The sequence below is a fragment of the Idiomarina piscisalsi genome (assembly GCF_002211765.1).
GTDB classification, from domain to species: Bacteria; Pseudomonadota; Gammaproteobacteria; order Enterobacterales; family Alteromonadaceae; genus Idiomarina; species Idiomarina piscisalsi_A.
The window spans coordinates 171,103-185,500 of sequence record NZ_CP022133.1; the positions used below are offsets into that span (position 1 = coordinate 171,103).

Annotated in this window: 14 protein-coding genes; 9 read left to right on the plus strand and 5 right to left on the minus strand. The window is 49.6% G+C overall.

The genetic code is table 11. From position 1 onward, the window contains the following. Position 1: 1 nt before the first annotated feature. Positions 2 to 1,354 (plus strand): ATP-dependent protease ATPase subunit HslU, encoded by a 1,353-nt coding sequence (gene hslU / locus CEW91_RS00775; RefSeq protein ID WP_088767235.1) that lies wholly within the window; start codon positions 2 to 4, stop codon positions 1,352 to 1,354. 15 nt (positions 1,355 to 1,369) lie between these two features. Here the strand turns inward: hslU and CEW91_RS00780 are convergent, their stop codons facing one another. Further along, positions 1,370 to 3,439, minus strand: a complete 2,070-nt coding sequence (locus CEW91_RS00780; RefSeq protein WP_088767236.1) for a putative bifunctional diguanylate cyclase/phosphodiesterase — start codon at positions 3,437 to 3,439, stop codon at positions 1,370 to 1,372. A 160-nt stretch (positions 3,440 to 3,599) separates the two neighbouring features. On the opposite strand from CEW91_RS00780, the gene rraA reads away from it, so the two are divergent. Continuing rightward, positions 3,600 to 4,085 (plus strand): ribonuclease E activity regulator RraA, encoded by a 486-nt coding sequence (gene rraA, locus CEW91_RS00785; RefSeq protein ID WP_088767237.1) that lies wholly within the window; start codon positions 3,600 to 3,602, stop codon positions 4,083 to 4,085. Beyond that, on the plus strand, positions 4,085 to 5,131 hold the full coding sequence (locus CEW91_RS00790; protein WP_088767238.1) for a formimidoylglutamase: 1,047 nt from the start codon (positions 4,085 to 4,087) through the stop codon (positions 5,129 to 5,131). Before rraA ends, CEW91_RS00790 begins: the two co-directional genes overlap by 1 nt. On the opposite strand, the gene hutI is transcribed toward CEW91_RS00790, so the two are convergent. Continuing rightward, the gene (hutI, locus tag CEW91_RS00795; protein ID WP_088767239.1) at positions 5,082 to 6,308 is read right to left on the minus strand and encodes an imidazolonepropionase; all 1,227 of its coding nucleotides are present in this window, start codon (positions 6,306 to 6,308) and stop codon (positions 5,082 to 5,084) included. The two genes, CEW91_RS00790 and hutI, sit on opposite strands and share 50 nt — an antisense overlap. Before the next feature lie 113 nt (positions 6,309 to 6,421). Here hutI and hutC point away from each other — a divergent pair, with 113 nt between their 5' ends. From hutC to hutH, 3 genes are read left to right on the plus strand one after another with little or no spacing between them, the layout of a single operon-like run. After that, positions 6,422 to 7,123: a histidine utilization repressor gene (gene hutC / locus CEW91_RS00800; RefSeq protein WP_088767240.1), complete on the plus strand. Its 702-nt coding sequence runs from the start codon at positions 6,422 to 6,424 to the stop codon at positions 7,121 to 7,123. Positions 7,124 to 7,126: 3 nt separating this feature from the next. Further along, complete coding sequence (gene hutU, locus CEW91_RS00805) at positions 7,127 to 8,803, plus strand: urocanate hydratase (RefSeq protein ID WP_088767241.1); 1,677 nt, start codon at positions 7,127 to 7,129, stop codon at positions 8,801 to 8,803. 9 nt (positions 8,804 to 8,812) lie between these two features. Then, positions 8,813 to 10,342 (plus strand): histidine ammonia-lyase, encoded by a 1,530-nt coding sequence (gene hutH, locus CEW91_RS00810; RefSeq protein WP_088767242.1) that lies wholly within the window; start codon positions 8,813 to 8,815, stop codon positions 10,340 to 10,342. Between the two features lie 16 nt (positions 10,343 to 10,358). Here the strand turns inward: hutH and CEW91_RS00815 are convergent, their stop codons facing one another. From CEW91_RS00815 to CEW91_RS00825, 3 genes are read right to left on the minus strand one after another with little or no spacing between them, the layout of a single operon-like run. After that, the gene (locus CEW91_RS00815) at positions 10,359 to 11,261 is read right to left on the minus strand and encodes a bifunctional GNAT family N-acetyltransferase/hotdog fold thioesterase (RefSeq protein ID WP_088767243.1); all 903 of its coding nucleotides are present in this window, start codon (positions 11,259 to 11,261) and stop codon (positions 10,359 to 10,361) included. Positions 11,262 to 11,265: 4 nt separating this feature from the next. After that, positions 11,266 to 11,703 (minus strand): D-aminoacyl-tRNA deacylase, encoded by a 438-nt coding sequence (dtd, locus tag CEW91_RS00820; RefSeq protein ID WP_088767244.1) that lies wholly within the window; start codon positions 11,701 to 11,703, stop codon positions 11,266 to 11,268. Between the two features lie 56 nt (positions 11,704 to 11,759). Further along, positions 11,760 to 12,614, minus strand: a complete 855-nt coding sequence (locus CEW91_RS00825; protein WP_088767245.1) for a virulence factor BrkB family protein — start codon at positions 12,612 to 12,614, stop codon at positions 11,760 to 11,762. Positions 12,615 to 12,680: 66 nt separating this feature from the next. Here CEW91_RS00825 and CEW91_RS00830 point away from each other — a divergent pair, with 66 nt between their 5' ends. From CEW91_RS00830 to CEW91_RS00840, 3 genes are all read left to right on the plus strand, one after another. Next, positions 12,681 to 13,397, plus strand: a complete 717-nt coding sequence (locus CEW91_RS00830; RefSeq protein WP_088767246.1) for an SDR family NAD(P)-dependent oxidoreductase — start codon at positions 12,681 to 12,683, stop codon at positions 13,395 to 13,397. Positions 13,398 to 13,516: 119 nt separating this feature from the next. Next, positions 13,517 to 13,759, plus strand: a complete 243-nt coding sequence (locus CEW91_RS00835) for a YqaE/Pmp3 family membrane protein (RefSeq protein ID WP_088767247.1) — start codon at positions 13,517 to 13,519, stop codon at positions 13,757 to 13,759. Next, positions 13,756 to 14,394 carry a DUF2959 domain-containing protein gene (locus CEW91_RS00840; protein ID WP_088767248.1) on the plus strand — a complete coding sequence of 213 codons (639 nt, stop codon included), beginning with the start codon at positions 13,756 to 13,758 and terminating at the stop codon, positions 14,392 to 14,394. Before CEW91_RS00835 ends, CEW91_RS00840 begins: the two co-directional genes overlap by 4 nt. Positions 14,395 to 14,398: the final 4 nt, after the last annotated feature.

Here is a 14,398-nt window from a genome sequence, read left to right on the forward strand (position 1 = left end):
GATGTCTGAGATGACCCCAAGAGAAATCGTTGATGAATTGAACCGCCATATTATTGGTCAGGACAATGCAAAAAAAGCGGTGGCAGTGGCGTTAAGAAATCGCTGGCGCCGCATGCAGCTCGATGATGACCTGCGTCAGGAAGTGACGCCTAAAAACATTTTGATGATTGGCCCAACGGGTGTGGGTAAAACTGAAATTGCCCGCCGCTTAGCGAAGTTGGCAAAGGCGCCTTTTATTAAAGTGGAAGCGACCAAATTCACCGAAGTGGGTTACGTCGGTAAAGAGATTGAGTCCATTATTAAAGACTTAACTGATGTAGCGGTGAAGCAAACGCGCGAAGAAATGATGCAGCGTGTGCGCTACCGTGCGGAAGAAGCGGCAGAAGAACGTATTCTGGACGTGCTGTTGCCGCCGGCTAAAACCGCGAATCAATCGGGTTGGGCGCAGCAGGAAGAAAAGACTGAAAGTGAAGAGCAGCGCGGTACGCGCCAGGTGTTCCGCAAGAAGCTACGCGAAGGCCAGTTGGACGACAAAGAAATTGAAATTGATTTAGCCATGCCGCAAATGGGTGTTGAAATTATGGCGCCACCGGGTATGGAAGAAATGACGTCTCAGCTACAAAACATGTTCCAGAACATGGGTAGCGAGAAGACCAAAGCGCGCAAAATGCGCATAAAAGACGCTTACAAACAGCTGGTTGAAGAAGAAGCGGCCAAGCTTTTGAACCCCGATGACGTGAAAGAAGCCGCTATTGAGTCGGTTGAGCAGAACGGCATTGTCTTTTTAGACGAGATTGACAAAATTTGTAAGCGTGGCGACACCAGTGGTCCGGATGTTTCGCGGGAAGGCGTGCAGCGTGACCTGTTGCCGTTGGTTGAAGGTACGACGGTAAACACCAAGCACGGCATGATTAAAACCGACCATATTCTGTTTATTGCCTCTGGTGCTTTCCAGATGAGCAAGCCGTCGGATTTAATCCCTGAGTTGCAGGGGCGCTTGCCTATTCGGGTAGAGCTTGAAGCATTAACCAGCGGTGACTTTGTTCGCATTCTGACTGAGCCAAGCGCCTCGCTAACAACGCAGTATCATGCGTTATTAAACACCGAGGGTGTTGAGGTGAACTTTACCGAAGACGGTATTCAACGCATTGCGGAAGTGGCTTTCCACGTGAACGAAACGACCGAAAACATCGGTGCACGTCGTTTACACACGGTGCTGGAGCGTTTAATGGAAGAAATTTCATTCAATGCAACCGACCACAGTGGTGAGAAATTGACGGTCGATGCGGCCTACGTAGATGAACACGTTGGGCAGCTGTCACAAGATGAAGACTTGAGTCGCTTCATCCTGTAACACCATTTAAGTGAGTTAATAAGCCGCTACTGCCTCGGGTCGTAGCGGTTTTTTATTGCTTTGAATTTGGCGTTCAATAAATTGCTCGGCAAATTGTTGACGCATCGGCGGCGAGTAGAAGTAGCCCTGCATCATGTCACAGCCAAGCTTTTGCAAAATATCCTGCTGCTCTTCGGTCTCAATGCCTTCAGCAATGACTCGCTTGCCCAAACCGTGAGCCAAACGAATCATGGCTTTTAGGATGGTTACATCGTTATTGCTTTGCTGAAGTTCACTGACAAAACTGCGGTCAATTTTGATTTTATTGATAGGCAATGAGCGCAAGTAGGCCAATGAAGAATGCCCTGTCCCAAAGTCATCAATGGCGATACCGTAGCCCATTTCACGCAGTCGCTGAACCACACTCATACCATTGTGTAAGTCAGACATAGCAACATTTTCAGTAATTTCGAGTTCCAGCCACTCGGGTTCAATACCGTATTCTTTTTGCAGGCGCTCCATTTTCTCTATGAGCTGGAAGTGCTGGAATTGCGGCGCTGATAAATTAACGGCGATGGGCCAACACATACCGAACAAACGTTTCCAGTGCATCAATATATTGGCGGCTTCATTTAACACCCAGTCATCTAATTCTGCTGAAAGTCCAAGCTGTTCAATGTACGGCAAAAACTCGACAGGGCTAAGCAGGCCGCGTTCAGGGTGCTGCCATCGAATGAGCGCTTCAAACCCGCACAGTTGTTGATGATCAAAGTCGAACTGGGGCTGAAGATATAGCTGAAACTCGTTGTCGCTCATCGCTTTACGCAGCACCGGCTCCATATCCACTAAGTGTGAATACATTTCGTCCATACCACGCTCGTAAAAGGTGGCTTTGGGTTGATGTGACTCTTTCGACTGCGTTAGTGCGATAGTGGCTTTATTGATCAGTAGTTCTGATCGGGTTCCATGTTGTGGGTAACGTGAGATACCAACGCCGGCGACAATATTGACGGTTTCATCATTGATTTCAATAGGTTCTGCAATGCGGTTTTGGATTTCAACCGCCAAGTCTTTAATGCGGTTGCGGCTTTTCAAGTGGTCAAAAGCGACGGCAAAAACATCACCGCTAATACGAGCGACAGTCAGTGGTTGTTTGTAAAAGTTCTGCAGACGTCTGGCAACTTCTTTTAGTACTTGGTCACCGCCACGAATACCGAAGTTCTCGTTCACAACCTTAAAGCGGCTAATACCGACCAGCATGACCGTTAAATGGCGATTATTACTGCGACAGTATTCAATGAATAATGGAATTTTACTAACCAGCTGGTCACGATTTGACACACCGGTCAGAGCATCGTGCGTATGCAGGTATTCAGCGCGTTGAATAGCGCGAACGGCTGTGTTGCGCTCTGATTCAAGTAGCCAAATGATGACTCCAACCAAGACTATGGCAATGATAATAACGGTGAACAGCGCCTGGAAGCTTAATAGCCAGTCCAGCGCGTTGCCGCTAATGGAGTACATACCGTAAAGTACGATGAAGTTTTTGACACCGATGCTTAAAAAGCCAGCAGACACTAACTTAGGCCCCACGCCTGAGCCGAGACGACGCCACATGAATACGCCGATAGTGAATAAAGCAAGACCAGTGACTAAGAACCGCATAAAGCCGGCATTAACAGTACTGGAGATGTAACTAATAGAAGGTTCTAGCCAGAAATACGAAATAATACCGCCGAGCAAAGAGACCGCGTAAGCAACATAAAGCCAATATTGCTTCGGTTTGTTATTAAAAACGGCAGAGCTAGCACCCAAGCCAATAAAACTAATAGCGAGGTATTGTAGCGTAAGGGCTATGCCTTGTAAGCCGCTGGACCATCCGAGAGTAGACTCAGGGTCGACCATAGCACTGCCGGCGGTCAGTGCTCGAATGAACTCACTGGGACCAAATGCAAAACAGGCGAATGACCAATAACGTAGGTAATCATGTCGATAAAAATTATGATAATACAGAAGCAGCATCGCGAAACCCAACAAAAGCAATGCTTGTATCGTATGAGTAAAGGATTCTATGGCCAGACTAGTGATCAAATCGAGCTGAGGCATTAAGATTGGTTCTGCTTTTATTATTCTTATAGTTACCTAGATTAAACGGGTTTTTATTCTATAATTCAAGAGGTTCGTGCATTGCTATTGAATCCTTTAGTAATATGAGGATAGCAGGTATACTCCTAGCCCAAGCCAACAGTGACTTTAGGATACGCTCATGGAATACAATACTTCGGAACTTTGTGACCTTTATCCCGACATGGTGGATGTGGTCGAGCCCATGTTTGAATCCTACGGTGGCCGCGCCTCTTTCGGCGGACGCTTAGTGATTGTTAAATGTCATGAAGACAAAGGCATTATTGAAGAAACGGTCGCGGAAGATGGCGGCGGAAAAGTTCTTTTGGTTGATGGCGGAGGCTCTTCACGCCGAGCGCTAATTGATGCCGCTATTGCTGAGCAAGCAATGGACAACGACTGGGAAGGTATCGTGTGCTATGGCTCCGTGCGTGATGTTGATGCGTTAGAAGAACTCGATATCGGCATTTTAGGTGTCTCTTCAATCCCAGTTGCGGCAATGAGCGACGGTATTGGCGAATTGAATGTGCCGGTGAATTTCGGCGGTGTTACCTTCCTGCCTGATGACCATTTATACGTAGACACCACCGGCGTTATCTTGTCACCTGAACCACTTGATATTGAGTAATGAGTAATATTTCATTTCTGGAACTGACGGACCCGGCAAAGTGGGTCAATGTCAGAGAGCATGAAACGAAAATAGGTCAGGCAATACGGGTGCTTTCAGAAGAAGGTACCTATGAAGAAAGCCTTCAAGAAGCCTGGAATGATGGTCAGCGCGTTGCCTTAGTGGGTATTCCGGAAAGTATCGGAGTACGCGGTAATTTAGGGCGCGGTGGCGCTGAAGATGGTTGGCAAGCGTTCTTAAAAAGCTTTTTGAATCTGCAAAAAACGGGTCTTCTGTCGACTCACGAATTGTTGCTGGTCGGTGCGGTTAACTGCGCTGATTTGATGGAAAAAACGAGTCATCTGGACGCAACAGAGCCTCACGATCTAGCCGAGTTGAGAGCGCTTTGTGCTCAAGTCGATGTCCGTGTGCAGGCTGTGATTAAGCCTTTGTTTGAGCAAGGCTTCGAAGTTATCGTCATTGGTGGTGGTCACAACAATGCGTATCCTCTGCTAAAAAGCTTATCTGATATATCAAAAGAAGCTTGTGGCGCCGTCAATTTAGATCCTCATGCCGACTTCCGCCCGCGAGAGGGCCGGCATTCTGGTAATGGTTTCAGCTATGCCTACATGGAAGGCGCGCTGGAGTATTATCATGTTGTCGGTCTTCACCAGGGCAAAAACTCGGCGGACAGTTTGCGACAATTACAGGACGCTGGCATGCGGTACCACACCCTACACCGACTGTATGAGCGTCCCTTTTATGAAGTGATGGACGAAGTCGTCGCCAAGGCAGACTCCTGGCAACGACCTTTGGGTATTGAAGTGGATGTCGACGCGTTAAATGCCGTGCCGGCAAGCGCCGTGAATTATGCAGGGCTTAGTCTGGCGCAAGGGTTTCAGTACGTAAAGCGCTTAGCTGAAGTGAATGAAACCCGCTATTTGCATCTGGCCGAAGCGGCACCGTCGTTATGCAGCGCCGGCTTTGAAGAAGGCCTGAAAATATGTGGCCAGCTGCTTAGCGAGCTGACCACGGCTTACTTACACGGTCGTGAGCGACGCCGTTAAACCACAAGGTTTGCAGCGGGTTAACGCCGGTTTGGTAAGTTAGCTCGGCTGCACCCTGGCATTTCCACAAGGCTAAATCGGCGTAGTTACCTTCCGCAATAACACCTCGTTGCGTTTCCCCCAGCGCTTTAGCCGCATTGACTGTCACACCGCGCAGGCATTCTTCAGGCGTTAAATGGAAGAAGGTTGCCGCCATTTGTAACATCAGTGGCAAATGATGAATGGGCGACGAGCCCGGGTTGGCATCCGTTGCTACCGCCATAGGCACTTTATATTTCCTGAGTAGCTCAATGGGTGGCTTTTGCGTATCCCGCAGGAAGTAAAATGCGCCGGGTAACAATACGGCCACTGTACCGTTCTCCGCCATCGCTTTAACGCTGTCTTCGTCCAGTTGTTCTAAGTGATCAGCCGACAACGCGTTATATTCCGCCGCCAGTTTTGCACCTTGTTGGTTTGTTATCTGCTCGGCATGAAGTTTCACCGGCAAATCAAGCGCTTTTGCCTGCTCAAAAACGCGACGCGTTTGTTCAATACTAAAGCCGATGCTTTCACAAAAGGCATCGACCGCATCGACAAGCCCTTCCTGAGTGAGTGTTGGCAGAATATTGTTGACGATATCGTCCACATAGCCGTCAGCGTTGCCTTGATACTCAGGAGGCACAGCATGGGCGGCCAGTAACGTTGTTTTCACATGCACGGGTAGCCTTTCGGCCAACTGACGTGCGACTTTCAACTGCTTTCGCTCATTTTCCAAATCGAGGCCGTACCCGGATTTCACTTCCAGTGTTGTGACGCCTTGTGACATTAGAGTTTCTGCTCGTTCTAAAGCCAGTGCCATTAACTGTTCTTCGCTGGCTTCGCGAGTGGCCTTTACGGTGCTTTTGATACCGCCACCCTGCTCTGCAATTTCCTGGTAACTCATGCCGTGCAGGCGCTGAGCAAACTCATTAGCACGGGAACCAGCCCAAACCAGATGAGTGTGGCAGTCGATAAGCCCGGGGGTCAGTAATCCACCGTTACCATCGACAACGTCCGCTGTGGGTGTTGCCGGTGCGTCATACGCCGGGCCCACAAACTCAACTTTACCGTCGTTAATAATCACTACGGCGTCTTTTATAAGCCCATAGCCGGTGTCATCGGACATGGTCGCGGCAGTAATATTTTCGATGCGCTGCATAATTATCCTTACTGATTACAATGCTAAAAAGAATAGCAAAACAAGCTTGTATATACAATTGTTCTCAACTAAACTTTCTCTCCACAACTGCCTGTTTAGCGGTGAGGGATGCAGTGAACAAATTTACCAAAATCAAAGAACATATTTACCACAAAATTGAGTCTGGAGAGTGGCCTGAGAATCATCCGGTTAGCTCGGAAAACGCGTTGTGTAAGCAGTTTTCGGTAAGCCGAATGACCGCTCGCAGAGCCTTGCAGGAATTGGCTGATGAAGGATTAGTCATACGCACTCAAGGCTCGGGTACTTATGTGGCACCGATTAAGTCACAAACATCGTTTATGGCTATTCGCAATATTGCTGACGAAGTGCGCTCGCGCGGGCATGACTACCGTGCCAAAGTACATTTACTGAAAGAGCAATCCGCCTCAGCACAAATTGCCGAAGCATTAGAGCTTGAAGAAGGTGCCCCTGTTTATCATTCGTTGATAACGCACTATGAGAATGACCAGCCGGTGCAACTGGAAGAACGTTTTGTGAACCCAACACTGGTCCCTGATTACCTCAAACAAGACTACAGCAAAGTGACGCCGCATGAATACCTCTGTGTGGTGAGTCCACTGACCGAAGCTAGCCATCAAATTGAAGCCATTTTGCCGGTTCACTCGGTCTGCCAATACTTGAGCATTGACCGTCATGAGCCTTGTTTACGCATTTTTCGCCGCACCTGGAGCTCGGGCGGCGTGGTGACTTTTGCCACGCTGACGCATCCGGGTTCTCGTTTTAAGTTAGGCGGCCACTTAACGTTTAAGGAGTAACGTATGTCATTCACCCGTTTGGATAAAAGTCGCAAAATCAGCGCACCTCATGGAACCGAGCTCACCACCTGTAACTGGCAGGTAGAGGCGGCCAAGCGCATGTTGATGAATAACCTGGACGACGAAGTAGCGGAGCACCCGCAAGCGTTAGTTGTTTATGGTGGTATTGGCCGCGCGGCACGCAGCTGGGAATGCTATGACAAAATTATTGAGACGTTAGAGCGCCTGAAACCTAATGAGTCGCTATTGATTCAGTCCGGTAAACCGGTGGGTGTCTTTCCAACACACGAAGATGCTCCGCGCGTACTGATTGCAAACTCTAACCTGGTGCCCGAATGGGCGAACTGGGACCACTTTAACGAGCTCGATAAAAAAGGTCTGATGATGTATGGCCAGATGACCGCCGGCTCGTGGATCTATATTGGCTCACAAGGCATCGTTCAAGGTACTTACGAAACCTTTGGTGCGGTGTCACGCCAGCATTTCAATGGTGATGCAAAAGGTAAGTGGATACTGACAGGCGGTCTGGGTGGTATGGGCGGCGCTCAACCGCTGGCGGCGACGATGGCCGGTTTTTGTATGCTGGCAGTTGAATGTGACGAGACGCGCATCGATTTCCGTCTGCGTACCCGTTATGTCGATCACAAGGCGACCAGCCTCGATCAAGCGTTGCAACTGATTAACGACGCTAAAGCCAAAGGCGAAGCCATTTCTGTTGGTTTGTTAGGTAACGCCGCTGATGTTTACGCAGAACTGCAAAAACGTGGTGTAACGCCGGATGTGGTGACGGACCAAACGTCCGCACATGACCCTTTGCATGGTTACTTGCCACAAGGCTGGACACTGGATGACTACAAAGCGAAGCAGGAAAGCGACCCAAGCGGCACCGTAGCCGCTGCGAAAGAGTCGATGGCGGTGCAGGTGCGCGCCATGCTGCACTTCCAAAAAGACGGTGCGGCGGTACTGGACTATGGCAACAACATTCGCCAAATGGCGAAAGACGTTGGCGTCGATCACGCCTTCGACTTCCCGGGGTTCGTGCCGGCTTATATTCGTCCACTGTTCTGCGAAGGTATAGGTCCATTTCGTTGGGTAGCGCTTTCGGGCGACCCGGAAGACATTTACAAAACTGACCAAAAAGTGAAAGAACTGATTCCGGACAACGAGCACCTGCACAACTGGCTGGATATGGCTAAAGAACGTATTAGCTTCCAGGGCTTGCCGTCACGTATTTGCTGGATTGGCCTGAAAGATCGTGCCCGCATTGCTCGTGCGTTTAACGACATGGTTAAAAGCGGTGAGTTAAAAGCACCAATCGTGATTGGTCGGGACCACTTAGACTCAGGCTCGGTAGCCAGTCCTAACCGTGAAACAGAAGCCATGCAGGATGGTTCAGACGCCGTTTCTGACTGGCCGTTGTTGAATGCCCTGTTAAACACCGCAGGCGGTGCAACCTGGGTAAGCCTGCACCACGGAGGCGGTGTTGGCATGGGGTACTCTCAGCACGCCGGTGTGGTGATTGTGGCTGATGGTACCGAAGAAGCCGACAAGCGGTTAAGCCGAGTGCTCTGGAATGACCCGGGAACCGGTGTTATGCGTCATGCGGATGCCGGCTACGACATCGCAAAGAACTGCGCTCGCGAGCAAGGTCTTGATTTACCTATGCTGGATACGAAGTAAGGAGGTTGCATGAGTCATTTTGAATTACAGCCAGGAAAGCTGCAGCTGAGCGATTTGCGCCGCTGGTTTTACGAGCATCAGACGTTGACGCTGTCTGATGAAGCGAACGACAACATTGCGACTTCCGCAAAAACCGTTGCCGATGTGCTTGAGCAGGGGCGTGTGGTTTACGGTATTAATACGGGCTTTGGGCTGCTGGCGAATACGCGTATTCCGCCGGAGCGCCTGACCGATCTTCAGCGCCGCATTGTCTTGTCGCACGCTGCGGGTACCGGCGATTTAATGGAAGACGCGGTTGTGCGCTTAATGCTGCTGTTAAAAGTCAATTCACTGTCGCGCGGCTTTTCCGGTGTGCGGCCGGTGGTTATTGATGCGCTCATTAAGCTGTTGAACGCTGAAGTGTACCCATGTGTTCCGGAAAAAGGGTCGGTAGGCGCATCGGGCGACTTGGCTCCATTGGCGCACATGGTGTTACCGCTGTTGGGTGAAGGTACGGTTCGCTATAAAGGTGAAGTGTACGACGCTAAAGAAGGGATTAAACACGCCGGTTTGGAGCCGTTTGAGTTGGCGCCGAAAGAAGGTCTGGCTTTGTTAAATGGTACTCAGGCGTCCACTGCGTTAGCGTTAGCCGGACTGTTCCGCATTGAGCGCAATTATCACGCTGCCATTTTGGTAGGCGCAACATCCGTAGAAGCCGCCATGGGTTCCCGCTCACCGTTTGATGAGCGTGTACATGCGGTACGTGGTCAGCCTGGGCAAATGAAAGCGGCGGAAATGTTCCGCCATGTATTGACCGAAACGTCTGAAATTGCCAAAGATCACGAAGACTGCGAAAAAGTACAGGACCCTTATTCATTGCGCTGTCAGCCTCAGGTTATGGGGGCGGTGCTTGATCAAATCGAGCATGCGTCAGCCATTTTAGAGCGTGAAGCCAATGGGGTAACCGATAACCCGCTGGTATTCAGTGAAGAGCAGGACATCATCTCAGGTGGTAACTTCCACGCGGAACCTGTCGCTATGGCGGCTGATGTTCTGGCGATTGCCGCGAGCGAAATTGGTGCTTTGTCAGAGCGCCGTAGTGCTTTGCTGATAGACAGCAATTTAAGCAAGCTGCCGGCATTTTTGGTGAATGATGGCGGCGTCAACTCGGGCTTTATGCTGGCGCAGGTGACTGCAGCGGCACTGGCGTCTGAGAACAAAACCTTGGCGCATCCGGCCTCTGTCGACAGCATGCCAACGTCTGCTAATCAGGAAGATCATGTGTCGATGGCCACCTTTGCGGCACGTCGCCTGACGGATATAGCAAACAATGTCAGCGACATTATTGCCATTGAGTGGCTAGAAGCGGCGCAAGGTCTGGACTTCCGTCGCCCGTTAAAAGCGTCCGCAGCGGTCGAAACGGCCTTTAACTGCTTGCGTGAACACGTCGCCTATTATGACCAGGACCGCTATTTTGCGCCGGACATTAAGGCGGCGAGTGACTTAATTAAACATGGTGAGTTGGCGGCGGTGGTGACACTACCGCATATGTTGTCTTAAGCTTTGGTTGTAAGCGCTAATCGCGTTTAGCCAGTACAACAAAGCGGCCGGTGAATTCTGCCACCGGTCGCTCTTCATCCAGAATTTGTGCTTTCATCATTAAGCGCGCATTTTTCCCTTCTTTAAGCGCCGAAAAGTCTCCCGTGACATCGCTTAATCGAGCCACTGCCCGCGGCTCTTGCGTGACCGGTTTATGATAGTGAATATTCCCATCGCCCAGTACGACTGCGCCTTCCAACTCCCGCTCGAGCAGTTGTAAGTGCAATAACCCCCAACAGGTTAGCGTGCCCAGTGAATAGATACTGCCGGCGAACATGGTGCCATGCACATTCACGTTACGTGACAATTGGGCGCGGGTTTCGAAAACGCGACCCGTGTATTGATGAATTTTGATGCCCATCGCGTCAGAAATAGGAATGTCATCTTGCCATGTCTTTTGAAGTTCGGCGCACCAGTCGGGGCGGTAAATAATGCGGTTGTAGTCGTTAAATGACTTGCGCAACTGGTGCTCAGCCATGGGGTTGTTAACGGTATCCGCTTCCTCGACAATGTCGTACCCACACTTTCGATAAAACCCGATGGTATTGTCGCGCGAGTTAATGACAACATGGGTAGCGCCTTCCTGACGCGCCGCTATTTCCAATGCGTAAATAATGGCAACGCCGTGGCCTTCACCCCGATACTCTGGCGCAACGGCCATGAAGCGAATTTGTGCTTCCTCCGGGCTGTTAAAGTGCAGCCGTCCGACCGCGACAGCCTCGTCGGCTTCGTTCACCACCATGCGGTGATGACCGACTTGATCGTACTCGTCCTGTTCAGAGCCTAAGGGGCGTTGAAAGGGCTCGCGCAGTACTCGCCAGCGCAGGTAAAAGTAGCGTTCCAGCTCAGTTTCATTCTGTGGTGTGATCACGCGGTACATAACATTACACCCTTAACTCAAACGTAACGGGGCCGTCATTGACCAGTTCAACCTGCATATCGGCGGCAAACTGACCGGTTTCGACCGGCAAACCCTGTTTTTTCATAGCGTCGCAGAAGTGCAAGTAGAGCGCTTTCGCCTGCTCTGGCGTTGCGGCCGATGAAAAGCTGGGACGGCGGCCTTTTCGGGTGTCTGCTGCTAATGTGAACTGCGACACCACCAGTACAGAGCCTGACTCGTCGATAACGCTGTTATTCATCTTGCCTTCGCTATCGGTGAAAACGCGGTAATTGGCAATGCGTTGAGCCAACTTGTCAGCCGCTGTTTCGTCATCTGCGTGTTCGACACCCAACAAAACAAGCAGCCCTTTGTCTATAGAACCAACGGTTTGGTTGTCGACGGTGACTTGTGCGCGAGATACCCGCTGAATCAGTCCTATCATGTTAACCCGAGTTTGTTTAAACGAACCTGTTATGGTGTTTTAAAAACTGCCGCAGGTCAATCGGAAGTCGGCTCTTCCGGTAATTGCTGGTATTCCTCGAGGCTGACCGTTAGCACCGCGCCTGTGAGGACAATCATCCAGGACAGGTAAACCCAAATAATCAGAATGGGTACGGTGGCCAACGCCCCGTAAATGGCTTGATAGGTCGGGAATGAGGTGATGTATAACGAGAAAAGTTGCTTGCTGAGTTCAAATAAAATGGCCGCGATAACGGCGCCAAAAGCAGCGTACCGAAGTTTTACCTGGCGGTTCGGGACCAACTGATACATTAACGTGAAAAATATAAACGACGTAGCGACCGGCACCATCCATAAAGTAAAACTGCGGGCGCCGGAAATATACTCATCAGCGAACTGGCTGAGTGAAATGAGGTAAGACGTCGCGGCAAGTCCTGAACCAATCAGTAACGGCCCCAGAGTTAATAGCATCCAGTACACTGCGAAAGAGACCAGCCAGTGACGCTTGTTGACGTCGCGCCAGATATTATTTAATGCCTTATCAATGGCCGACATGAGCGTAATGGCAACAATAAACAAAAAGCCGACACCCACCGCCGTCATTTTTGACGCATTGGCGACAAATTCATTGATGTATTCCTGCAGCTGTTCGCCAGAGGTTGGTAATAAATTCGCGAACAACGCTTGTTCCAAATTACCTTTTAGTTCTTCAAAAACGGGAAACGCTGAAAAAATGGTAAACATAACAACCAACAGCGGCACTAGTGAGAGCAGGCTAACATAGGTTAAATGCCCCGCCGTCACGTTGATGCTGTCGCTGTTAAACCGGCGCCCGAAATAGGTTAAAAACCGCCAAGTCTCACCCGCGTAATGTTTCCAGTCTGTTTGTTTCATGCGATTGAGCCGCTTACCTTTCTTTTGCGTAGTCATTAAAGACTATCATGATTGAGGACACGTTAAATGGCAATGGTGATATTGGGTGCCGGCGGCGGGCTTGGAAAAGCCCTGACAAATGCACTCACTGCCGAATACCCTGAAGAAACCATCGTTACTGTATCGAGACAGGCATTGGAAGCGCCGGGTGAGCGTATACAGCGGATACAAGTAAAGGATTACAGCGAAGACGCTTTGAATACCCTTGTTGATGACTTCCACAGCCAGGGGCTCAAGTTGACCGGGCTTATTTCAACGATAGGTATGCTGCACGACGACGATACGTTTCCGGAAAAGAAATTGGGCGACTTAAGCGAAGCCAATTTACGCAAGCTTTTTGATGTGAATGCCATTCAGCCAATTTTGGCATTGAAGTCATTCCGTTCAGTTTTAGACAGAAAGCACACGGCGTTCTGGGTGCAGCTATCGGCGAAAGTCGGCAGTATTGAAGACAACTATTTGGGCGGTTGGTACGCCTACAGAGCCAGTAAAGCCGCGTTAAATATGTTACTGAAAACAGCCTCTATAGAGCTCAAACGCACCCATAAGCGCTTAGTTGTTGCGGCTATTCACCCTGGCACCACAGATACCGCCCTCTCAAAACCGTTTCAAAGCAGGATTCCTGACGAAAAATTGTATACACCGGAATTGTCTGCTAAAAGAATTCTTAAGGTTATCAATGAGATTCAACCAGAGGATACCGGTAAATTATGGCATTGGGATGGGACAGAGTTGCCTTATTAATCGCCTGAGGGGTTGATCTGGTTTCGTTGCTTTTGGGTAAGAAACGGTAATCGTTATTTGCTTTTACACTGAGAATATCGGTTAATTGGTAGCAAGGCCTTTCAGTGTAAGGAGTTATTATGCTTTATATTTTAGCCATTTTATTTCCGCCGTTGGCTATTTTGTTCACGGGGAAAATATTCCAGGCCATTTTCAATTTAATTATAGCGGTTGTGGGTGTGGTGTTGTTCATTGTGTCAATTGGCGCCCTGGGCATTGTCTATTTAATTGCGATTATTCACGCGATTATTGCGGTACATGACTATCGTCAACGCAAGCGCGATGAACGGTTAATTAAAGCGGCAAGAGGACAAGATAAATGAAACAGTGGATAGTTCCGGTCGCAGCAGTCGTCGCGCTTTCTGCCTGCCAAAGCGCGTATTATGGCACCATGGAAAAGTTTGGTGTTGAGAAGCGTGACATTCTCGTGGACCGCGTTGACGATGCCCGCGATTCGCAAGCTGATGCTCAGGAAGAGTTTCGTTCGGCTTTCGAACGCCTTGACGAAATGTTGAACATTGAAGGCGGTGAACTGGAAGAAACTTACAACGCGCTTAATGATGATTACGAAGACAGTAAAGCGGCAGCCGAGGACGTGAAAGATCGCATTGATGCGGTGGATGACGTCGCTCAGGATTTATTCGACGAATGGAGCGAAGAACTTGGCGAGTACAGCAATGACAACATGCGTCGTCAAAGTGAACGCCAACTTCGTGAAACAGAACGTCGTTATGCGGAGCTCCTGCGAGTGATGGAACGGGCTTCCGACAAAATGCAGCCTGTGCTGGATAAAATGCAGGATAACGTGCTTTATCTGAAGCACAATTTAAACGCCAAAGCGATAGATGCCATTCGCGGTGAATTTAACAATCTGCAAAATGACATTTCGTCGTTAATTGCAGAGATGGAAGCATCTATTGAAGAGTCAAATCGCTTTATTGAGTCAATGAAGCAGTAATCAG